Annotated in this window: 20 protein-coding genes; 11 read left to right on the top strand and 9 right to left on the bottom strand. The window is 73.3% G+C overall.

Annotation, left to right across the window (positions count from 1 at the left end):
• Nucleotides 1–46 precede the first annotated feature (46 nt).
• The 3 genes from AW27_RS16495 to AW27_RS16485 all read left to right on the top strand — a co-directional run bounded on the left by AW27_RS16495 (nt 47) and on the right by AW27_RS16485 (nt 2,843).
• The gene (locus tag AW27_RS16495) at nt 47–1,474 is read left to right on the top strand and encodes a DUF2252 domain-containing protein (protein WP_052030354.1); all 1,428 of its coding nucleotides are present in this window, start codon (nt 47–49) and stop codon (nt 1,472–1,474) included.
• Nucleotides 1,475–1,550: 76 nt separating this feature from the next.
• Complete coding sequence (locus AW27_RS16490) at nt 1,551–2,414, top strand: hypothetical protein (protein WP_052030355.1); 864 nt, start codon at nt 1,551–1,553, stop codon at nt 2,412–2,414.
• Nucleotides 2,415–2,498: 84 nt separating this feature from the next.
• Nucleotides 2,499–2,843, top strand: coding sequence for a rhodanese-like domain-containing protein (locus AW27_RS16485; protein ID WP_037920524.1), 345 nt, complete (start codon nt 2,499–2,501; stop codon nt 2,841–2,843).
• Between the two features lie 40 nt (nt 2,844–2,883).
• Here AW27_RS16485 and AW27_RS16480 read toward each other — a convergent pair whose 3' ends face one another.
• From AW27_RS16480 to paaA, 6 genes are all read right to left on the bottom strand, one after another.
• A complete protein-coding gene (locus AW27_RS16480) occupies nt 2,884–4,026 on the bottom strand; it encodes an acyl-CoA dehydrogenase family protein (protein ID WP_037920526.1) in 1,143 nt (380 codons plus the stop codon).
• Between the two features lie 131 nt (nt 4,027–4,157).
• Nucleotides 4,158–5,267: a 2Fe-2S iron-sulfur cluster-binding protein gene (locus AW27_RS16475; RefSeq protein ID WP_037920528.1), complete on the bottom strand. Its 1,110-nt coding sequence runs from the start codon at nt 5,265–5,267 to the stop codon at nt 4,158–4,160.
• Nucleotides 5,268–5,774 (bottom strand): 1,2-phenylacetyl-CoA epoxidase subunit PaaD, encoded by a 507-nt coding sequence (gene paaD / locus AW27_RS16470; RefSeq protein WP_037920531.1) that lies wholly within the window; start codon nt 5,772–5,774, stop codon nt 5,268–5,270. It abuts the gene before it with no gap.
• Nucleotides 5,768–6,505, bottom strand: a complete 738-nt coding sequence (gene paaC / locus AW27_RS16465) for a 1,2-phenylacetyl-CoA epoxidase subunit PaaC (protein WP_052030356.1) — start codon at nt 6,503–6,505, stop codon at nt 5,768–5,770. Before paaC ends, paaD begins: the two co-directional genes overlap by 7 nt.
• Nucleotides 6,502–6,786 (bottom strand): 1,2-phenylacetyl-CoA epoxidase subunit PaaB, encoded by a 285-nt coding sequence (gene paaB, locus AW27_RS16460; protein ID WP_030026914.1) that lies wholly within the window; start codon nt 6,784–6,786, stop codon nt 6,502–6,504. Before paaB ends, paaC begins: the two co-directional genes overlap by 4 nt.
• Nucleotides 6,783–7,832 (bottom strand): 1,2-phenylacetyl-CoA epoxidase subunit PaaA, encoded by a 1,050-nt coding sequence (paaA, locus tag AW27_RS16455; protein ID WP_078556290.1) that lies wholly within the window; start codon nt 7,830–7,832, stop codon nt 6,783–6,785. Before paaA ends, paaB begins: the two co-directional genes overlap by 4 nt.
• A gap of 136 nt (nt 7,833–7,968) precedes the next feature.
• On the opposite strand from paaA, the gene AW27_RS16450 reads away from it, so the two are divergent.
• The 3 genes from AW27_RS16450 (at nt 7,969) to AW27_RS16440 (ending at nt 10,733) form a co-directional block, all read left to right on the top strand.
• A complete protein-coding gene (locus AW27_RS16450; RefSeq protein WP_236647595.1) occupies nt 7,969–8,631 on the top strand; it encodes a DUF5819 family protein in 663 nt (220 codons plus the stop codon).
• Nucleotides 8,628–9,854, top strand: a complete 1,227-nt coding sequence (locus AW27_RS16445) for an HTTM domain-containing protein (protein ID WP_052030357.1) — start codon at nt 8,628–8,630, stop codon at nt 9,852–9,854. Before AW27_RS16450 ends, AW27_RS16445 begins: the two co-directional genes overlap by 4 nt.
• Nucleotides 9,855–9,947: 93 nt before the next feature.
• A complete protein-coding gene (locus tag AW27_RS16440; RefSeq protein ID WP_037920535.1) occupies nt 9,948–10,733 on the top strand; it encodes a TrmH family RNA methyltransferase in 786 nt (261 codons plus the stop codon).
• A gap of 121 nt (nt 10,734–10,854) precedes the next feature.
• Here the strand turns inward: AW27_RS16440 and paaN are convergent, their stop codons facing one another.
• Nucleotides 10,855–12,537, bottom strand: a complete 1,683-nt coding sequence (gene paaN, locus AW27_RS16435; RefSeq protein WP_037920538.1) for a phenylacetic acid degradation protein PaaN — start codon at nt 12,535–12,537, stop codon at nt 10,855–10,857.
• 124 nt (nt 12,538–12,661) lie between these two features.
• Between paaN and AW27_RS16430 the strand changes: the two genes are divergently transcribed.
• Entirely contained in the window at nt 12,662–14,173 is a 1,512-nt protein-coding gene (locus tag AW27_RS16430; protein WP_037921357.1) for a 3-hydroxyacyl-CoA dehydrogenase, read from the top strand.
• Nucleotides 14,170–14,757: a TetR/AcrR family transcriptional regulator gene (locus tag AW27_RS16425; RefSeq protein WP_037920540.1), complete on the top strand. Its 588-nt coding sequence runs from the start codon at nt 14,170–14,172 to the stop codon at nt 14,755–14,757. Before AW27_RS16430 ends, AW27_RS16425 begins: the two co-directional genes overlap by 4 nt.
• Nucleotides 14,758–14,873: 116 nt before the next feature.
• Here the strand turns inward: AW27_RS16425 and AW27_RS16420 are convergent, their stop codons facing one another.
• Nucleotides 14,874–15,443, bottom strand: a complete 570-nt coding sequence (locus tag AW27_RS16420; RefSeq protein WP_370466495.1) for an Lrp/AsnC family transcriptional regulator — start codon at nt 15,441–15,443, stop codon at nt 14,874–14,876.
• 178 nt (nt 15,444–15,621) lie between these two features.
• Between AW27_RS16420 and pdhA the strand changes: the two genes are divergently transcribed.
• Genes pdhA through AW27_RS16405 form a run of 3 tightly spaced genes read left to right on the top strand, consistent with a single transcriptional unit; the run spans nt 15,622 to nt 19,144 of the window.
• The gene (gene pdhA / locus AW27_RS16415; protein WP_037921358.1) at nt 15,622–16,758 is read left to right on the top strand and encodes a pyruvate dehydrogenase (acetyl-transferring) E1 component subunit alpha; all 1,137 of its coding nucleotides are present in this window, start codon (nt 15,622–15,624) and stop codon (nt 16,756–16,758) included.
• Nucleotides 16,759–16,805: 47 nt separating this feature from the next.
• A complete protein-coding gene (locus tag AW27_RS16410; protein WP_172671323.1) occupies nt 16,806–17,774 on the top strand; it encodes an alpha-ketoacid dehydrogenase subunit beta in 969 nt (322 codons plus the stop codon).
• Nucleotides 17,774–19,144: a dihydrolipoamide acetyltransferase family protein gene (locus AW27_RS16405; protein ID WP_037920545.1), complete on the top strand. Its 1,371-nt coding sequence runs from the start codon at nt 17,774–17,776 to the stop codon at nt 19,142–19,144. The genes AW27_RS16410 and AW27_RS16405 overlap by 1 nt, the downstream gene beginning before the upstream one ends.
• Nucleotides 19,145–19,276: 132 nt before the next feature.
• Here AW27_RS16405 and AW27_RS16400 read toward each other — a convergent pair whose 3' ends face one another.
• Nucleotides 19,277–20,254, bottom strand: a complete 978-nt coding sequence (locus tag AW27_RS16400) for an NAD(P)H-quinone oxidoreductase (RefSeq protein ID WP_037920548.1) — start codon at nt 20,252–20,254, stop codon at nt 19,277–19,279.
• Nucleotides 20,255–20,274 lie beyond the last annotated feature (20 nt).

The raw sequence follows: 20,274 nt of genomic DNA, 5'->3' as shown, positions 1-20,274 counted from the left end.
GGACGCCGGGCTGTCGGTACGGTCAGCCCGTTCTCGAAGCGATCACATGAACGAACGGGTGGGGGCGGCGCCGATGGCGGCGACAGCGGGACAGCGGATTCCGGACGTGGCGGGGTTCGCGCCGCGCAGGGCGGCGGACTCGCCGAAGGAGGCGGGCAAGGCGCTGCGGGCGCGCGTGCCGCGGGCGGCGCAGGCGGGCTTCACGATGCCGGCCGGGCGGCCGGACGCGGTGCGGGCGGTGGAGGAGTCCAACGCGGGGCGGGTGGCCGAGCTGACGCCCATACGGGTCGGCCGGATGGCTGCGAACCCCTTCGCGTTCCTGCGCGGGGCGGCCGGGCTGATGGCGCACGACCTGTCCGGCGGTCCGGTGACGGGCGTCGGGGCGCAGATCTGCGGCGACGCGCACGCGGCGAACTTCGGTCTCTACGGGGACGCGCGCGGCCGGCTCGTGATCGACCTGAACGACTTCGACGAGACCGTGTTCGGTCCGTGGGAGTGGGACGTGAAGCGCCTGGCGGCCTCGCTGGTGCTGGCCGGCCGGGCGGCCGGGGCGGACGAGACGACCTGCCGCGAGGCCGCGCTGGACTCCGTGGGCGCCTATCGGCGGACCATGCGTCTGTTGGCCAAGCTGCCCGCGCTCGACGCGTGGAACGCCATCGCGGACGAGGAACTGGTCTCGCACGCCGACGCGCACGATCTGCTCGGCACGCTGGAGCGGGTATCGGAGAAGGCCCGTAAGAACACCTCCGCGCGGTTCGCCACCAAGTCGACCGAGATAGGACCGGACGGCGGACGCCGCTTCGTCGACGCGCTGCCCGTGCTGCGCCGGGTCACGGACGGGGAGGCGGCGGCCGTTGCGGCCTCGCTCGGTCCGTACCTGCAGACCCTTCAGGGCGACCGGCTGCCGCTGCTGGCCCGGTACGCGATCCAGGACGTGGCCTTCCGCGTGGTGGGCACCGGGAGCGTCGGCACCCGCTCCTACGTGGTCCTGCTGCTGGACCACCGGGGAGAGCCGCTGGTCCTCCAGGTGAAGGAGGCCCGGCCCTCGGTGTTGCTCCCGCACCTGCCGGGACTGGGCTTCACCTCGCCCCCGGAGGCGCACGAGGGCCGCCGGGTGGTGACGGGGCAGAAGCGGATGCAGGTGGTCTCCGACATCATGCTGGGCTGGACCACGGTGGAGGGGCGCCCGTACCAGGTCCGTCAGTTCCGCAACCGCAAGGGCAGCGTGGACCCGGCGGCGCTGGCCCCCGACCAGATCGACGACTACGGGCGGATGACCGGTGCCCTGCTGGCCCGGGCGCACGCGCACAGCGTCGATCCCCGGCTGCTGGCGGGGTATTGCGGGAAGAACGAGGAACTGGACGAGGCGATGGCGGACTTCGCCGTGGCCTACGCCGACCGGACCGAGGCCGATCACGCCGACCTGGTCGCCGCGGTGCGAACCGGCCGGATCGCCGCGGAGAGCGGAGTGTAGGGCGCGCGGGACGCTGCGCAACGGGCGATGTTTCACGTGAAACATCGCCCGTGCGGACGGGCCGTACCCTGGCCGGGTGAGCGAGCAGACCGAGCAGCCTGAGCAGACAGTCCCCGGTGGATCCGGCGACTCCTCCGCCACCGGTGGGGAGAACGCCGAGGAGCGCCCCGAGGCGCGCCTGGAGCGGGCCGTGCGGGCCGCCGAACAGGCGCTGATCGAGTTCGAGATCGCGGTGGAGACCTTCCGCGTGGAGGTGGAGAACTTCTCCCGCCTGCACCACCAGAAGCTCGGCCCCATGTACACCCGGCTCGACGAGCTGGACGCGCTGATCGCTGAGGCGAGGGCGGCGCGCACCGGTGATGCCGAGGACCTCCGGCGGGCCCAGGACGCGCGCTCGCTGGTCATGCCGATGCCCGGGGTGGACGAGCTGTTCCACGACTGGATGGGATCCGAGGGCATCTCCGACGATGCAGCCGCCATGCTCACGGACCGGCCCGTGCGGCCGCCGGAGCGGGTGCGGCCCTCCGAGGAGGTCCGCCGCCTCTACCGCGAGCTGGTCCGCCAGGCCCATCCCGACCTGGCCCAGGAGGAGGGGGAGCGGGAGCGCCGCGACGCCTTCATCGCGCGGGTCAACGCCGCGTACGGCCGGAGCGACGAAGGGCTGCTGCGCGAGCTGGCCGAGGAGTGGGCGGCCGGGCCGGCGCCCGAGGCGGCCGCGCCCGGCGAGAGCGAGGAGCTGTACGCCCGGCTGGAGTGGCTGGCGCGCCGCAAGGAACTGCTGTCGCTCGTGGCGAAGGAACTGGAGGAGAGCGCGATCGGGTCGATGCTGCGCATGGCTCCCGACGACCCGGACCGGTTGCTGGAGGAGATCGCGGAGCAGCTGCTGGCGCAGGTCTCGGAGCGCGAGGCACAGCTGGCGGCCGAACGCGCCGCCGGGTGAGGGCTGGGCTCGCCGCACGGACGTGGCCGGGGCCGCGGGTCGGATAGGTTGGCAGCAGACCGGTGAAGAGAGAAGGCGACAGTTATGAACTTCGGACCGCTTCCCTCGGTGGATGCCGCCGCGGTGCCCTCCGAAGGCTTTGTCCTCGACGTCCGTGAGGACGACGAATGGGCGGCCGGGCACGTCGAGGGCGCTCTGCACATCCCGATGAGCGACTTCGTGGCCCGCTTCGGCGAGTTGACGGAGGCCGTCGAGGACGGCCGCCGCGTGTACGTGATGTGCCGGGTCGGCGGGCGTTCCGCGCAGGTGACCCAGTATCTGGTGCGTCAGGACATCGACGCCGTGAACGTCGACGGCGGGATGCAGGCCTGGGACGGTGCCGGGCGCCCGCTGGTGACGGACAGCGGAAGCCCGGCCTTCGTTCTCTGAGACCCGCGCGGGAGCCGGGCGGGAGTCCGGGGCCGGGGTTTCAGGCGAGGGGGTATGCGGCGAGCAGATCGCCGAGGGCCTCCTCGTGTGCGGCAGCCGGGCCCAGCTGGAGCTCCAGCTGCTTGGCCCAGGCGTGATAGCGGTGCAGCGGGTAGTCGGTGTCGGCTCCGAAGCCGCCGTGCAGGTGCTGGGCCGTCTGGACGACCCTGCGCACGCCCTCCGAGGCCCAGATCTTGGCGACCGCCACGTCACCTGCGCTCGGCAGCGGACCGCCGGCGCCGCCCGTGGCGGCATCGAGCCGCCAGGCGGCCTGCCACAGGGTGACCTCCATGGCGCGCAGGTCGATGTAGCGGTCGGCGGCCTGGACGGCGACCGCCTGGAAGGTGGCCACCGGGAAACCGAACTGCTCGCGCTTTCCGGTGTATTGGCTCGTCATGCCGAGGACGCGCTCGCCCAGCCCGAGGGCCAGGGCGCAGGTGCCGGTGGTGAGGAGCTGGCGGAGCCGCTCCCAGGCCTGCGGATCGTCGATCAAGTGGGTCGGCTCCACCCGGACGCCATCCAGGGCGAGTTCGGCGAACCGCTCCCCGCTGGTGGAGACCTGCTCGGCGAGGGCGAGTCCCCCGGCGGTGCGCGGGATCACCGCGAGGACGGCCTCGCCCTCACCGGTGTGGGCCGGTACGGCGATCCAGTCGGCGGTGTGCGCCCAGGGGACGGCGGTCTGGGTGCCCTCCAGGAGCCAGGCATCGCCGTCGGGCCGTGCGGTGACGGCGAGTTCGGCCGGATCGTGGCCGGAGCGGCCGTGTGCGGCCGCGGTGAGGACCAGCGTGCCGCGTCCGGCGCCGGGCAGCAGGGCGGCGGTCAGTTCGGGGCTGCCGTGGGCCTGGACGGCCATGGCGGTGGCGCAGTGCTCCAGGAGCGGGACCCGGGCCAGTACCCGGGCGGCCTCGCGCAGCACGAGACACAGGGCGATGGCGTCCAGGCCCGCGCCCCCGTGCTCCTCGGCGAGGACGAGGCCGAGCAGGTCGGAGCCGGCGAGCCTGGCCCACAGCGGACGGTCGAAGTCGTCGGCGACGGAGCCCGGGGTGAGGGCGGGGCTGGGCACGCTGTCGGGTGCGACATCCGCGAACGCGGCCCGGGCCGCCTCGACGACGGCGCGCTGCTCCTCGGTGAAGGTGAAGTCCACTGCCTGTCCTCCCGTTCTGTCCTGACGGGGCGTCAAGATAGAACAGGTTCCTGGAAATGGACAGGGAGGGCGGCAGGGCGGTCGTGTGGTCGGCGGGCTCGGGGGCACCCCTCGGCGTCGAGGGGCATCCCTCAGCGGTCGAAGTCGATCTCCACTTCCTCGGTGACCGGGTGCGACTGGCAGGCCAGGACGAAACCGGCGTCGGTCTCCTCGGCCTCCAGGGCGAAGTTGCGGTCCATCCGGACCTCGCCCGACACCACGAACGCCCGGCAGGTGCCGCACACGCCGCCCTTGCAGGCGTACGGGGCGTCCGCACGGTTGCGGAGCACCGCGTCCAGCAGCGACTCGCCGTCCTGGACGGGCCAGGTGCCGGAGCGGCCGTCGAGCCGTGCGGTGACCCGGCTGTGCGCGGCCGCCGCCGCCGACGCCGCCGTGCGGGCCGGTGCGGGGGTGCTGTCCTCGACGTGGAAGATCTCCTCGTGGACCCGGGTGCGGGCGACGCCGAGCGAGCCCAGCGCGCGCTCCGCCCCCTGCACCAGGCCGTAGGGCCCGCACAGGAACCAGCCCGTGACCTCCGCCACCGGCAGCAGCGCGGGCAGCAGGGAGGACAGCCGCTCCTCGTCCAGCCGGCCGGAGGGCAGACCCGCCTCCTGCTCCTCCCGGGAGAGGACGGTGACCAGCTGGAACCGCGACGGGTAGCGGTCCTTGAGGTCGGCGACCTCCTCCAGGAACATCGTGGAGGCGGCCGTACGGTCGCTGCGCACGAGGCAGAAGCGGGCGTCGGCCCGCGCGGCCAGCAGGCTCGCCGCGATGGACAGGACGGGGGTGATCCCGCTCCCGCCGACGATCGCGGCGTAGTGCCCGGAGGCGGGGGCCGTGGCGGGGTCCAGCACGAAGCGCCCGGCCGGGACCATGACGTCCAGCACGTCACCGGCCGCGATCTCCTTGTGCGCGAAGGTGGAGAACTCGCCTCCCTCCACCAGCCGCACGCCGACCCGCAGCAGGGCGGGGCCCGGTCCGTCGGCCGCAGGCGCGGGCGAGCAGATCGAGTAGGTGCGGCGGACCTCGGTGCCGCCCTCGCGGGCGGTGCGGCGCAGTGTCAGGTGCTGGCCGGGGGCGTGCCGGTAGTCCTCGCGCAGCTCCTGGGGAACGCGCAGGGTCAGCGCCACCGAGTCGTCGGTGAGCCGGTCGACTTCCGCCACCGTCAGCGGGTGGAACGCGCCGTGGCGGGGGGCGGCCATCTACAGCTCCTTGAAGTGGTCGAACGGTTCGCGGCAGGCGGTGCAGCGGCGCAGCGCCTTGCACGCGGTGGAGGAGAAGCGGCTCAGCAGCTCCGTCTCGGTCGATCCGCAGTTCGGGCAGCGGACGGACAGCGTCACCGGGACGGGACCGCCGGCCGCGTGCGGCCGGGGCGGGGCGATGCCGAACTCGGCCAGCTTGCGCCGGCCCTCGGCACTGATGTCGTCCGTGGACCAGGCAGGCGCCAGCACGGTGGTCACCCGTACCTCGGGGATGCCGTGGCCGCTCAAGACCCGTTCGATGTCAGCGGACATGGCCTCGATCGCGGGGCAGCCGGTGTAGGTCGGGGTGAGGGTGACCTCGGCGTGGCCGTCCTCGTGCACCCGTACCCCGCGCACCACGCCGAGCTCGCCGAGGGTGAGCACCGGCAGCTCGGGGTCCGGGACGGATCCGGCCAGCTCGGCCAGCTCCGCCTCCAGCCGGGTCGTCGTGACGTCGGCGGTCACCATGATGCCCCCGGATGGCTGCGGTGCAGGTGCTGCATCTCGGCCAGCATCCGGCCGAAGGACTCGGTGTGCAGGCCCTGGCGGCCGGCTCCGGCTGCCCAGGCCCCGGTGCGCGGCCCTTCGGGGAGGGTGAGCCCGGCCCGCCCGACGACGTCGGCCAGCGCGGCCAGCCACCGCTCCTCCAGGGCGGCCCAGTCCACACCGTCGAGTCCCTCCACCGGCTGGAAGAGCTCCCCGGTGTACTTCCACAGGGCCGTCAGCGCGGCCTGCATGCGGGCGCCGCTCTCCTCGGTGCCGTCGCCGAGCCGCAGCGTCCACTGCTCGGCGTGGTCGCGGTGATACGCCGTCTCCTTGACGGCCTTGGCCGCGAGCGGTGCGAACGGGCCGTCCCCGCGGGCGAGTTCCGCATAGAGCTCGTGCTGGTGGACGGAGAAGTAGAGCTGGCGGGCGATGGTGTGGGCGAAGTCGCCGTTCGGCTGCTCGACCAGCTGGAGGTTGCGGAAGGACCGCTCCTCGCGCAGGAAGGCCAGCTCGTCCTCGTCTCCGACCATGGAGAGCAGGACGCGGGCCTGGCCGAGCAGGTCGAGCGCGATGTTGGCGAGGGCGACCTCCTCCTCCAGGACGGGGGCGTGTCCCGCCCATTCGCCGAGGCGGTGGGAGAGGATCAGTGCGTCGTCGCCGAGGGCGAGGGCCGCCGCGTTGACGGTGGCGGTGTCGGTGCCGGTGCCGGTCACAGGTGGCTCACTCCCTCCGGGATGTCGTAGAAGGTGGGGTGCCGGTACGGCTTGTCGGCGGACGGTGCGAAGAAGGGGTCCCGCTCGTCCGGCGAGGAAGCGGTGATCGCGGTGGAGGGGACCACCCAGATCGAGATGCCCTCGTTGCGCCGGGTGTAGAGGTCGCGGGCGTTGCGCAGGGCCATCTCCGCGTCGGGGGCGTGCAGGCTTCCCGCGTGCGTGTGCGAGAGGCCGCGGCGTGAGCGCACGAACACCTCCCACAGGGGCCAGTTCTGCGTCATACCCGTGCCTCCTCGTCCTGTCCGGCGGACTTCGCCGATTGCTGTGCCGCCTGCTTCCCCGCGTACGCGGCGGCCGCGTCGCGCACCCAGGCGCCTTCCTCGTGGGCCCGGCGCCGCTGGCCGATCCGCTGCTCGTTGCAGGGGCCGTTGCCCTTGAGCACGTCCCAGAACTCAGACCAGTCGATGGCGCCGAAGTCGTGGTGGCCGCGCTCCTCGTTCCACTTCAGGTCCGGGTCGGGCAGGGTCAGGCCGAGGGACTCGGCCTGGGGGACGGCGATGTCCACGAACCGCTGGCGCAGCTCGTCGTTCGAGTGGCGCTTGATGCGCCAGGCCATGGACTGCGCCGAGTGCGCCGACTCGTCGTCCGGCGGGCCGAACATCATCAGCGAGGGCCACCACCACCGGTCGACCGCGTCCTGCGCCATGGCGTGCTGGGCCTCAGTGCCCTGGGAGAGGGCCATGAGGAGCTCGAAGCCCTGCCGCTGGTGGAAGGACTCCTCCTTGCAGATCCGTACCATGGCGCGGGCGTAGGGGCCGTAGGAGCAGCGGCAGATCGGCACCTGGTTGGTGATCGCCGCGCCGTCCACGAGCCAGCCGATGGCGCCGACGTCCGCCCAGGTCAGGGTGGGGTAGTTGAAGATCGAGGAGTACTTCTGCTTCCCCGAGTGGAGCTTGTCGAGGAGCTCGTCGCGGCTGGTGCCGAGGGTCTCGGCCGCGCTGTAGAGGTACAGGCCGTGACCCGCCTCGTCCTGCACCTTGGCCATCAGGATCGCCTTGCGGCGCAGCGAGGGCGCACGGGTGATCCAGTTCGCCTCGGGCTGCATGCCGATGATCTCCGAGTGGGCGTGCTGCGCCATCTGCCGGACCAGGGAGGCGCGGTACTGCTCGGGCATCCAGTCGCGCGGCTCCACGCGCTCGTCCGCCGCCACCGCGGCATCGAACGCAGCCGCGAGCTGTGCGCCCAGGTCAGCCGTCATGCCCGTTCCGTCCGTCCCGTCTGTCCCCAGGGCCGTGTCCGGGCCCGTCTCCGGGGTCACTGCCACCATGTACGGCCCCTTGTGAGAGTCTGCCGTCCGCCCGACCGACCGATCGTTCGGTTCTGTCGCTTCAATGGTGAGACTGCGGCCCGTAGGGTGTCAACCTCTGTGGTCAACCCTGTGGACGCCGGACGATCGGGGCGGGATGGATTCGAACGGGCACGAGCTCGCCGAAGAGGCCGCTCCGCCACTCCCGAGGCCGCCCGGAATCGCCGGTCTGTCCACCCCGTACCGGGTCGTGACCGCCCTGGCGCTGGGCGCCGCCGGTCTTGCCGCGTGCACGCACCTCGCGCTGGTCTTCCTGCACGTGGCCCCCTCCAACACGCTGAGCAAGCAGCACGCCCGGACGGTCGACGGCTGGATCTACCCCGAATTCGAACAGAACTGGAAGCTCTTCGCGCCCAACCCGCTCCAACAGAACATCGCCGTGGAGGCGCGCGCCGAGGTGCGGACCGCCGGCGACGAGCTGATCACCACCGGATGGCGGGACCTGAGCGCCGAGGACGCCGCCGCGATCCGGCACAGCCTGCTGCCGAGCCACACCGCCCAGAACGAGCTGCGCCGGGCCTGGGACTTCTACACCGGCTCCCACGACGAGAACGAACAGCCCGTCGGCGAGCGTGGCGAGCTCTCCGAGGAGTACCTGCGGCGGATCACCGTGAACCGGATCGCCCCGCACCACGAGGGCGGGCGCATCCTGCGGATCCAGCTGCGCTCGGCAACGACCGCCGTGCCGGCGCCGAAGTGGAGCACCGAGACCACCGACACCCAGACCTACTACCGGGAGCTGCCGTGGTGGAAGGTGTGAGACGGGTCCGCGCCGCGCTGGCCCGGGCCGTCGCCGCGGTCAGCGGGCAGGCACTGGGCCCCTACCAGAGCGCCGTCGTGCGCATCGGCTTCGCCGGCACCTGGCTCTTCTTCCTGCTGCGGGAGTTCCCCCACCGCGCCGAGCTCTACGGTCCGGACGGGCCGTGGAGCCAGGAGCTGGCACAGCGGCTGATCGACTCCAACGGCGCGTTCACCGTCCTGACGTGGTCCGGGTCGGCCCTGTGGTTCGAGACCGTCTACGCCGTGGCCGTGCTGGCGAGCGCCGGCCTGCTGCTGGGCTGGCGGACCCGGGCGACGTCCGTGGTGTTCATGATCGGCGTGTTGTCCCTGCAGAACCGCAGCGTGTTCATGGGGGACGGCGGGGACAACGTCATCCACCTGGTCGCGATCTACCTGGTGCTGACCCGGTGCGCGCAGGTGTGGTCGCTGGACGCCCGCCGGGCGCGCAGGCGGGGCACCGCGACGGCGGGAGCGGCCGGGCCCCTGCTGTGGGGGGCGCTCGGGGCGGTCTTCGGCTACGGGGCGGCCGCCGGGCGGTTCAGCGACGGCTGGCTCGCAGCGTTCGCCGCGCTGTGGGTGTGCTGCGGTCTGTGGTGGCTGGCCGACCGATACCTGCCCGGGGGCGAGGGGCGGGCGGTCCTGGACGTCCTGGCGAACCTCGTGCACAACGCCACCATGGTGGTGATCATGGCGGAGGTCTGCCTGATCTACGCGACCGCCGGCTGGTACAAGATCCAGGGCTCGCGGTGGCAGGACGGGACGGCGCTCTACTACCCCCTGGGGCTGGACTACTTCACCCCCTGGCCTGCGCTGTCCGAGCTGCTGGCGGGCAGCGGGACGCTGGTGATGCTGCTGTCGTACGGCACGGTGGCGGTACAGGTGGCCTTTCCGTTCACGCTCTTCAACCGGCGGATCAAGAACGTGCTGCTGGCCGTGATGATGGTGGAGCACGCGGGGATCGCGGTGCTGCTGGGGCTGCCGTTCTTCTCGCTGGCGATGATCGCCGCCGATGCCGTCTTCCTGCCGACCGGGTTCCTGGTGTGGCTCGGCGCGCGGGTTGCCTCCCGGAGCCGCGCTGCCGGGCGCGGCCTCGGGGTCCGCCCGCCCGGTGCGGTGCCGGGAGCCCGCGCCGAGCCGGAGCCGCGGGCTGAGCCGGAGCCGCGGGCCGAGCCCGAGCCGGAGGCTGGTGCGGCGCCGCGCTGAGCGTGCCGTGCGGCACCGCCTCCGTGCACCGGCCCCCGCACCCCGGACCCCGGCGGGGCCGGGACCGGGCGTCGCGGGCCGTAGGGTCGGGGGATGGACGAGCGGGCAGGTGCGGACGAGACGGTGCGGCAGTGGCGGGAGGACGCCGGGCGAGAGGGCCTGGTGCTCCTCGACGGGTTCCACGCGCTGAAGCACGCGCTGCGCTTCGGGGCCGATGTGCGCAGGGTGGTCGCCGACGACCCCGGCGCCGTACGGGAACTGGCCCGCGAGCTGGCTCCCGACGTCGAGGCCGACGTGGTCCGCCTGGCGCGGCCGGCCGTGCTCAGGGATCTGCTGCCCCGCGTCCACCCCACCGGTGTCGCAGCGCTGGCGGTACGGCCCGACCGGGCGGCGGGCCTGGCGGACCTCGGCCGGCTGCCCAGGCCCGCGCCCGTCGTCGTCCTCGACAACCCCCGCAACCTCGGCAACGTCGGAGCCGTCGTCCGCCTCGCGGCCGGCTTCGGCGCCACCGGCGTGGTGACCCGCGGCGACCTCGACCCCTGGCACCCGAACGTGGTCCGGGCCGGGGCCGGGCTGCACTACGCCACCACCGTCGAGCGCCTCGCGCTGGAAGAACTGCCGCCGGGGCCGCTCTACGCGCTCGACCCGGAGGGCGAGGACATCCGCGGCCTCACCCTCCCGGACGACGCACTGCTGGCCTTCGGCTCGGAGCGGCACGGGATCTCTCCCGAGCTGCGCGCGCGGGCCGACCACCTGGTGTCGCTGCCGATGCGCCCCCAGGTCTCCAGCTACAACCTCGCCACCAGCGTGGCCATGGCCCTCTTCCACTGGGGCGGCCCCCGGGCGGTCGCCCCCGGGCAGGACGGCGCCACGCCTTAGCGGTTGCGCCGTGACGGCCCGGCCCCGGCCGACGAGGTCTTGACGTCCTGCGCGGACGGCTCGCGCGGACGGCTCGCGCGGACGCCGCCGGGTGACGACGCCCGGCGGCCACGCACGGCGACTACGCCTGGCGGCGGACCTCCACCACGCGGAAGCGGTTCGAGACGAAGGCGCCGTCGCACAGCGCGGCGTTGGCCGCGGGGTTGCCACCGGAGCCGTGGAAGTCGGAGAAGGCCGCCGTCTGGTTGACGTAGACCCCGCCGGTCAGGTTCAGGGAGAGCTGCGCGGACTCCTCCAGGCAGACCTCCTCGACGGCCCGCTCGGTGTCCGCGGAGGTGGTGTAGGCGCCTACGGTCATGGCGCCCTTCTCGCGCACGGTCCGGCGCAGCAGCTCCAGCCCGTCCGCGGTGGAGTCCACGGCCACCGCGAAGGAGACCGGGCCGAAGCACTCCGAGAGGAACGGCGCCTCCGGGTCCGGCTTGGCGGCGTCCAACTTGACCATCACCGGCGTACGGACGACCGCGTCGGGGAACTCGGGGTTGGTGACCTCGCGGGAGGCCAGCGCGACCTCGCCGAGCCCGGCCGCCGCCTCCAGGCGGGCCTTGACGTCCGGGTTGACCAGCGCGCCCAGCAGCGCGTTGGCCCGGGCGTCGTCGCCCAGCAGGCCGCCGACCGAGGCCGCGAGGTCGGCGACGACCTCGTCGTAGGACTTGTGGCCGGCGTCCGTGGCGATGCCGTCGCGCGGGATCAGCAGGTTCTGCGGGGTGGTGCACATCTGGCCGCTGTAGAGCGACAGGGAGAAGGCCAGGTTGGCCAGCATCCCCTTGTAGTTGTCGGTGGAGTCCAGGACGACGGTGTTGACGCCCGCCTTCTCCGTGTAGACCTGCGCCTGCCGGGCGTTGGCCTCCAGCCAGTCTCCGAATTCAGTGGAGCCGGTGTAGTCGATCAGCTTGATCTCGGGGCGGACGGCGAGGTCCTTGGCGATGCCCTCGCCCGGACGCTCGACCGCGAGCGCGACCAGGTTCGGGTCGAAGCCCGCCTCCGCGAGGACCTCCCGCGCCACCTGCACGGTCAGGGCGAGCGGCAGGACGGCCCGCGGGTGCGGCTTGACCAGCACCGGGTTGCCGGTGGCCAGCGAGGCGAACAGGCCCGGGTAGCCGTTCCAGGTCGGGAAGGTGTTGCAGCCGATCATGAGGGCGATGCCCCGCGGGACCGCGGTGAAGGTCTTGCCGAGCTCCAGCGGGTCCTTCTTGCCCTGCGGCTTCGACCAGTCGGCCTGCCCCGGGACGCGGGTCTGCTCCTCGTAGGCGTAGGCCACGGCCTCCAGGCCGCGGTCCTGCGCGTGGGGGCCGCCCGCCTGGAAGGCCATCATGAAGGCCTGGCCGCTGGTGTGCATGACCGCGTGCGCGAACTCGTGGGTGCGGGCCGAGATGCGGGCCAGGATCTCGATGCAGACCAGGGCGCGCGCCTCCGGCCCGGCGTCGCGCCAGGCGGCCATGCCGGCCTTCATCGCGGGCAGCAGCACGTCCGGGTCCACATGCGGGTACTCCACGCCCAGCTCCGGGCCGTACGGGGACTTTTCGGCGCCCGTCCAGCCGTCGGTGCCGGGCTGGCCGAGGTCGATACGGGTACCGCGGAGCGCCTCGAAGGCGGCGAGCCCGTCGGCCGGGGCGGTCTCGCCGTACGCCTTGGGGTGCTCGGGATGCGGGGACCAGTAGGCACGGCTGCGGATCGCCGACAGGGCCTGGTCCAAGGTGGGCCGGTGCTTGGCGGACAGCTGGGGGACGGTGAGCTCGGCGGCCATCAGGGACCAACTCCTCGTTGAGCCGGGCGAAGGAGAGCAGACTGGAGTTAGAGTAACCGAACGATCGGTCGGGACAAGAGGGCCCGGCGGACCTGTGGACAAGTCGGTGCGGGAGGATCAGGACATGACAGCAATCGAGCGGTCCCGCACTGTGGCGGTCGTCGGCGCGGGCACCATGGGCCAGGGCATCGCCCAGGTCGCCCTTCTCGCAGGTCACCGCGTGCTGATCTACGACATCGACGCCGCACTCGCCGCCGACGGCGTCGGCATGGTGCAGGACCGTGTCGAGCGGATGGCCGCGAAGGGCCGTCTGGCTCCGGCCGAGGCCGAGGAGACGGTTGGCCGGATCACGGCCGCGGGCGCCCTCGCGGACCTCGCCGGGGCCGCCCTCGTCATCGAGGCGGTCGTGGAGAACGTCGGGATCAAGCAGACGCTCTTCGCCGCCCTCGAAGAGGTGGTCGGGCCGGACGCGCTGCTCGCCACGAACACCTCCTCCCTCTCCGTCACCGAGCTCGCCGCCGGGCTCGCGCACCCCGGCCGCTTCCTCGGCCTGCACTTCTTCAACCCGGCCCCGCTGCTCCCGCTCGTCGAGGTGGTCAGTGGCTCCGCGACCGACCCGGATGCCGCCGAGCGCGCCCACCGTACGGTCCTCGGCTGGGGGAAGACGCCCGTCCGGTGCGCCGACACCCCGGGTTTCATCGTCAACCGGATCGCCCGCCCCTTCTACGCCGAGGCCTTCGCGGTGTACGAGGAGCAGGGCGCCGACCCGGCCACCATCGACGCCGTGCTCCGCGAGAGCGGCGGCTTCAAGATGGGCCCCTTCGCCCTGACCGACCTGATCGGCCAGGACGTCAACGAGGCCGTGACCCGCTCGGTGTGGGAGTCCTTCTTCCGCAGCCCCAAGTTCACGCCGTCCCTGGCGCAGCGGCGGCTGGTGCAGTCGGGCCGGCTGGGCCGCAAGTCGGGGCACGGCTGGTACCCGTACGGCCCGGACGCGCCCGTCGCTCAGCCGCACACCGCCGGGCCCGAGGAGGCCCCGGACAAGGTGACCGTCGTCGGTGACCTCGGTCCGGCCGCCGAGCTCGCCGACCTGCTGGAGGAGGCCGGGATCGCGGTCACGGCCACCGAGCACGGCGGCCCGTACCTCCAGTTGCCCGGCGAGGGCCAGCTGGTCCTCGCCGACGGCAAGACCTCCGTCGAGTTCACGGACGTCGTCTACTTCGACCTCGCGCTCGACTACCGGGGCGCCACCCGGATCGCCCTGTCCGCCAGCGCGGACACCAGCGAGCGCACCCTCGCCGAGGCGATCGGCCTCTTCCAGAAGCTGGGCAAGCAGGTCTCCGTGATCGGTGACGTCCCCGGCATGATCGTCGCCCGGACCGTCGCCATGCTGATCGACCTCACCGCCGACGCCGTCGCCCGCGGCGTGGCCTCCGCCGAGGACATCGACACCGCGATGCGGCTCGGCGTCAACTACCCGCTGGGCCCTTCCGCATGGCACGGCCGACTCGGCCCGGACTGGGCCTACGACCTGCTGCACCACCTCGACGAGCGCTGCCCCGGCGGCCGGTACGCGCCCTCGCTGGCGCTGTTCAAGCTGGGATACGCGGCGGGCGACCAGGAGGGCGCGCGGTGACCACGGCCAAACGCGACACCTACACCCCCGAGACCCTGCTGTCCGTGGCCGTCCAGGTCTTCAACGAGCGCGGCTACGACGGCACCTCGATGGAGCACCTCTCCAAGGCGGCCGGCATCTCGAAGTCCTCGATCTACCACCACGTCACGGGCAAGGAGGAGCTCCTGCGGCGGGCGGTCAGCCGCGCCCTCGACGGTCTCTTCGCGGTGCTGGAGGAGCCGGGGGCGACCCGCGGCCGGGCCGTCGAACGCGTCGAGTACGTCACGCGGCGCACCGTCGAGGTCCTGGTGTCCGAGCTGCCCTACGTGACGCTGCTGCTGCGGGTGCGGGGCAACACCCGCACCGAGCGCTGGGCACTGGAGCGCCGCCGCGAGTTCGACCACCAGGTCGCGGACCTGCTCAAGGCCGCCGCCGAGGACGGCGACCTGCGGGCGGACGTGGACATCCGGCTCGCCACCCGACTCCTGTTCGGCATGGTGAACTCGTTGGTCGAGTGGTACCGGCCGCACTCGGGCACGGGTCCCGGGCAACTGGCCGACGCCGTCGTCCATATGGCCTTCGACGGCCTGCGCACGGCCCGCTGACCCGACACCGGCCCACCGAGCGCCGGGCGCGGTGCCGGCGCCGGCGCCCCGGGACGGTCCGCACGGGCTCCCCGGGGCGCCGTCGCGTGACCGGGCACCCCGCTCACCCGTAGGGCCTACTCCTCCGCGATCGCGGGGCCCCCGGCCGGGCCGGGGCCCGGGTCGAGCAGGTCCGTCTCCTCGAAGACCAGCAGGGTGCGCGTGGAGAGGACTTCCGGGATGGCCTGCAGGCGGGTGAGGACCAGTTCGCGCAGGGTCCGGTTGTCCGGGGTGTGCACCAGGAGCAGCACGTCGAAGTCTCCGCTGACCAGGGCGATGTGCGCGGCGCCGGGGAGTTCGCGCAGCTGCTCGCGGACCGTGCGCCAGGAGTTCTGGACGATCTTCAGGGTGATGTAGGCCGAGGCGCCCTGGCCCGCCCGCTCGTGGTTGACGCGGGCCGTGAACCCGCGGATCACCCCGTCGTCGATGAGCCGGTTGATCCGCGCGTACGCGTTCGCGCGCGAGACGTGCACCTGCTCGGCCACCGACCGCACGGACGCCCGGCCGTCCGCCTGGAGCAGCCGCATGATCGACCGGTCGATCGGGTCCAGGGGGCGCGGTGCGACCGGCGGGACCGCGGGGGCTCCCGGTGCGGCACCCGGTGGGACCGGTGCGGAACCCGCTGCGGCCATTTGTTCATCTGGCATGGCCCGATGCCTCCCTCTCCTGGACGTCCTGCGTCCATCCCAGGTCCCCGGCGCCAGTTTGTCCACAGCCTGGAGTCGCATGTAGCCAAATTGCGCGGACAACCGAACAATCGGTAGGTGAGGGGCCTCACACCCGGGGCACCCCCTGCCCGCTTCCCACGAGGAGGTGTACGCCGCCATGACGGTCCAAGAGCTGCCCGGTGCCGGTGCGTCCCACCGTTCCACCCCGCCGCCCGCCTGGAGGCCCCGCACGGACGCCGCGCCGCTGCTCCCGGACGCCGAGCCCTACCGGGTGCTGGGCACCGAGGCGGCCGACCGGCTCGACCCCGCGCTGATGCTGCGGTGCTACGCCGAACTGGTGCGCGGACGTCGCTACAACGCCCAGGCCACGGCGCTCACCAAGCAGGGCCGGCTCGCCGTCTACCCCTCCACCGTCGGCCAGGAGGCCTGCGAGATCGCGGCGGCCATGGTCCTTGAGGAGCAGGACTGGCTCTTCCCGAGCTACCGCGACACCCTGGCGGCCGTGGCGCGCGGACTGGACCCCGTACAGGCGCTCACCCTGCTGCGCGGCGATTGGCACACCGGCTACGACCCGCGTGAGCACCGGATAGCCCCGCTCTCGACCCCGCTCGCCACCCAGCTGCCGCACGCGGTGGGCCTGGCGCACGCGGCGCGGCTGCGCGGCGACGACGTCGTCGCACTCGCCATGGTCGGTGACGGCGGCACCAGTGAGGGCGACTTCCACGAGGCGCTGAACTTCGCCGCCGTCTGGCAGGCCCCGGTGGTCTTCCTCGTGCAGAACAACGGCTTCGCGATCTCCGTCCCGCTCGCCAAGCAGACCGCCGCCCCGACGCTGGCCCACAAGGGCGTCGGGTACGGCATCCCGGGTCGGCTGGTCGACGGCAACGACATCGCGGCGATGCACGAGGTGCTGGCCGAGGCCGTCCGGCGGGCCCGGGCCGGCGGCGGCCCGACCCTGATCGAGGCCGTCACCTACCGCATGGAGGCGCACACCAACGCCGACGACGCGACGCGCTACCGCGGTGACGCCGAGGTCGAGGCGTGGAAGGCGCACGACCCGATCGACCTGCTGGAGCGCGAGCTGACCGCGCGCGGGATCCTCGACGAGGCGGGCATCACGGCCGCGCGCGACGAGGCCGAGGCGATGGCGGCGTCCCTGCGCGACGGGATGAACGCCGATCCGGTGGTGGACCCGATGGACCTGTTCGCGCACGTCTACGCGGAGCAGACCGGCCGCCTGCGCGAGCAGGCGGAGATGCTCCGTGCCGAGCTGGAAGCCGAGGACCAGGCGTGACGACGGTGGCGGCGAAGTCCGCGAAGACGGGGGCCAAGCCCGCGACGATGGCGCAGGCCCTGACCCGGGCCATGCGCGACGCGATGGCGGAGGACCCGACGGTCCACGTGATGGGCGAGGACGTCGGGACGCTCGGCGGTGTCTTCCGGATCACGGACGGCCTCGCGAAGGAGTTCGGCGAGGACCGCTGCACGGACACCCCGCTCGCGGAGGCCGGGATCCTGGGCACGGCCGTCGGCATGGCCATGTACGGGCTGCGGCCCGTCGTGGAGATGCAGTTCGACGCCTTCGCCTACCCGGCCTTCGAGCAGCTGATCTCGCACGTGGCGAAGATGCGCAACCGCACCCGCGGCGCCATGCCGCTGCCGATCACCATCCGCGTGCCCTACGGCGGCGGGATCGGCGGTGTGGAGCACCACTGCGACTCCTCGGAGGCCTACTACGTGGCCACCCCGGGCCTGACGGTGGTCACTCCGGCGACCGTCGAGGACGCGTACGGGCTGCTGCGCGCGTCGATCGCGAGCGACGACCCGGTGGTCTTCCTGGAGCCGAAGCGGCTGTACTGGTCGAAGGCGGACTGGTCGCCCGAGGCGCCGGCCACCGTCCCGGGCATCGGGAAGGCTCTGGTCCGGCGCACGGGCACGAGCGCCACCCTGATCACCTACGGGCCTTCGCTGCCGGTCTGCCTGGAGGCGGCCGAGGCGGCCCGCGAGGAGGGCTGGGACCTGGAGGTCGTGGACCTGCGCTCCCTGGTCCCCTTCGACGAGGAGACGGTCGTGGAATCCGTACGCCGCACCGGTCGAGCGGTCGTCGTCCACGAGGCCGGCGGCTTCGGCGGGCCGGGTGCGGAGATCGCCGCCCGCGTCACGGAGCGGTGCTTCCACCACCTGGAGGCCCCGGTGCTCCGGGTCACGGGCTTCGACATCCCCTATCCGCCGCCGATGCTGGAGAAGCACCACCTGCCCGGAGTGGAACGGATCCTGGACGCCGTGGCCCGCCTGCAGTGGGAGAACTGATGGCGCAGGTAATGGAATTCAAGCTGCCCGACCTCGGCGAGGGCCTGACCGAGGCCGAGATCGTGCGGTGGCTGGTGGCGGTGGGCGACGTCGTCGCCATCGACCAGCCGGTCGTCGAGGTCGAGACGGCCAAGGCGATGGTGGAGGTGCCCTGCCCGTACGGCGGTGTGGTCACCGCCCGCTTCGGCGAGGAGGGCGAGGAGCTGCCGGTCGGCGCCCCGCTGATCACCGTCGCGGTGGGCGCGCAGTCGCTGCCCGCCGGGGCCGCGGAGGGTGCGGAGGGAGCGGAGGCCGAGGGTTCCGGCGAGGCGCCCCGGCCGCTGATCGGCTACGGCTCGGACCACTCGCGCCCGGCGCGTCGGCGGCGGGTGCGACCCGTCACCGCCGCGGTGTCGGCGCCCGCCCCGGCCTCCGCCCCCGCCCCCGCCTCCGCCCCGGCTCGGGCCTCCGCCCCGGCTCCGGTCGCGGTGGCTCCGGCCGCTCCCACGGCCCCCGCCGGGCCGGTGCCGGTCATCTCGCCGCTGGTGCGCAAGCTGGCCAGGGACGGCGGGGTGGACCTGCGCGCGCTGCACGGTTCGGGGCCGGAGGGCCTGATCCTGCGGGCCGACGTCGAGGCGGCCCTCGCGGCGCTGCGGGCGCCCGCCCCGGCTGCCGCCCCCGCGACGGCTCCGGTGGCGGCGCAGGGCGAGCGGATCCCGCTGAAGGGGCTGCGCGGTGCGGTCGCCGAGAAGCTGTCGCGCAGCCGCGCCGAGATCCCGGACGCCACCTGCTGGGTCGACGCCGACGCCACCGAGCTGATGGCCGCCCGGGCCGCGATGAACGCCGTGGGCGGACCCAAGATCTCCGTGCTCGCGCTGCTGGCGCGGATCTGCACGGCCGCGCTGGCCAGGTACCCGGAGCTGAACTCCACCGTGGACCTCGCGGCCAGGGAGATCGTCCGGCTGCCGGCGGTGCACCTGGGCTTCGCCGCACAGACCGAACGGGGCCTGGTGGTTCCGGTCGTCCGGGACGCGCAGGACCGCAACCCGGAGTCCCTGTCGGCGGAGTTCGCGCGGCTGACCGAGCTCGCCCGCGCGGGCAGGCTGGCCCCGGCCGACCTGACGGGCGGCACCTTCACCCTGAACAACTACGGGGTGTTCGGGGTCGACGGCTCCACGCCGATCATCAACCACCCCGAGGCGGCGATGCTCGGTGTCGGCCGGATCATCGACAAGCCGTGGGTCCACGAAGGCCAGTTGGCGGTCCGCAAGGTGGTCCAGCTGTCGCTGACCTTCGACCACCGGGTCTGCGACGGCGGTACGGCGGGCGGCTTCCTGCGCTACGTCGCCGACTGCGTGGAAGCCCCGGCGGTGCTGCTGCGCAGCCTGTAGGGAGTGTGCCGGGGGCGGGCTCGAAGATCGGGGATCCGGCCCCCGCGTCCCCGCCCCCCGGCCTCCCGCCCCGGTCCGCGAACCCCGGAGGGGCCGGGAGACGGGCCCGCCGGCGTTCGCGGCGCGCGGGGTTCACACCGTGAGCAACAGCTTGCCCACGTGGGTGCTGGATTCCATGACCCGGTGAGCCTCGGCGGCCTGCGCCATCGGGAACGACGCGTGCACCACCGGCCGGACGCGCCCCGCGGCCACCAGCGGCCACACGTGCTCCCGGACGGCGGCGACGATCGCCGCCTTCTCCTCCAGTGGCCGCGCCCGCAGCGAGGTGGCGGTGATCGCGCCCCGCTTCGCCAGCAGTGCGGCGAGGTTCAGTTCGGCCTTGATCCCGCCCTGCAGGCCGATCACCGCGAGCCGGCCGTTGACGGCCAGGGCGTCCACGTTCCGGGCGAGGTACTTGGCGCCCATGATGTCGAGGATCACGTCCGCCCCGGCCCCGCCCGTGGCGGCCCGCAGCGCCTCCACGAAGTCCTGCTCGCGGTAGTCGATGAGGATGTCCGCGCCCAGCTCCTTGCAGCGGGCCAGTTTTTCCGGGCCACCGGCCGTGACGGCGACCGTCGCGCCGACGGCCTTGCCGAGCTGGATCGCCATGGTTCCGATGCCGCTGGACCCGCCGTGCACCAGCAGGGTTTCGCCGGGGCGCAGTCCGGCCACCATGAACACGTTGGACCACACCGTCGTGACGACCTCCGGCAGCGCGGCCGCCGTCACCAGGTCCACTCCGGCCGGAACCGGCAGCAGCTGGCCGGCCGGCACGGCGACCCGCTGCGCATATCCGCCGCCGGCCAGCAGGGCGCAGACCTCGTCGCCCACCGACCAGCCGGACACCCCCGCCCCGAGCGCGGCGATCCGCCCGGAGCACTCCAGGCCCGGATGGCGTGAGGCGCCGGACGGCGGATCGTAGAAGCCCTGCCGCTGGAGCACGTCGGCGCGGTTCACGGCGCTCGCCGCGACCTCGACGAGGACCTCGCCCTCGCCCGGTACCGGATCGGGGACGTCGGCCCAGACGAGGGCCTCGGGGCCGCCGGGCTGCTCGATGGTGATCGCATGCATGGCCCGGAGGCTACGCCACG

This window comes from Streptomyces sp. PCS3-D2 (assembly GCF_000612545.2).
In the GTDB taxonomy this organism is placed as follows: Bacteria; Actinomycetota; Actinomycetes; order Streptomycetales; family Streptomycetaceae; genus Streptomyces.
The sequence above is the reverse complement of the archived record's forward strand: the minus strand, read 5'-3'. Positions and strand labels throughout refer to the sequence as shown.